At 48.3% G+C, this 520-nt stretch carries 1 protein-coding gene; it reads left to right on the top strand.

Annotated features, from left to right (window positions below):
- Nucleotides 1-520 (top strand): vitamin B12 dependent-methionine synthase activation domain-containing protein (locus R7P74_RS29330; protein ID WP_318124251.1); only part of this gene is annotated, 520 nt, incomplete at both ends.

Here is a 520-nt window from a genome sequence, read left to right as displayed (position 1 = left end):
GTCAGCAAACAGAAAAGCCTAAAGGCTTTAACTACTGCTTGTCGGATTACATCGCGCCAAAAGAATCTGGCAAACAGGATTGGGTTGGTGCGTTTGCAGTAACTGGCGGTATCGGTGAGCGTGAGTTGGCCGATGAGTACAAAGCGCCAGGCGATGACTACAACGCAATCATGATTCAAGCTGTGGCAGATCGTTTAGCCGAAGCTTTTGCTGAATACTTGCATGAGCGTGTCAGGAAAGAAATTTGGGGCTATGCAGCAGATGAAAATCTATCGAATGATGAGCTCATCCGTGAAAAGTACCAAGGGATCCGTCCTGCACCGGGTTACCCAGCTTGTCCTGAGCATACAGAGAAAGGCCCGCTTTGGGAGTTACTGAATGTTGAAGAGAACATCGGTATGTCACTAACAACGAGCTATGCAATGTATCCGGGGGCATCAGTGTCCGGTTGGTACTTCTCACATCCAGACTCTCGCTATTTTGCGATCGCTCAGATCCAAGACGATCAGTTAGAGAGTTA

This window comes from Vibrio sp. 2033, from assembly GCF_033339735.1.
Note: the sequence above shows the minus strand (reverse complement) of the source record. Positions and strands in the feature narration are given on the sequence as shown.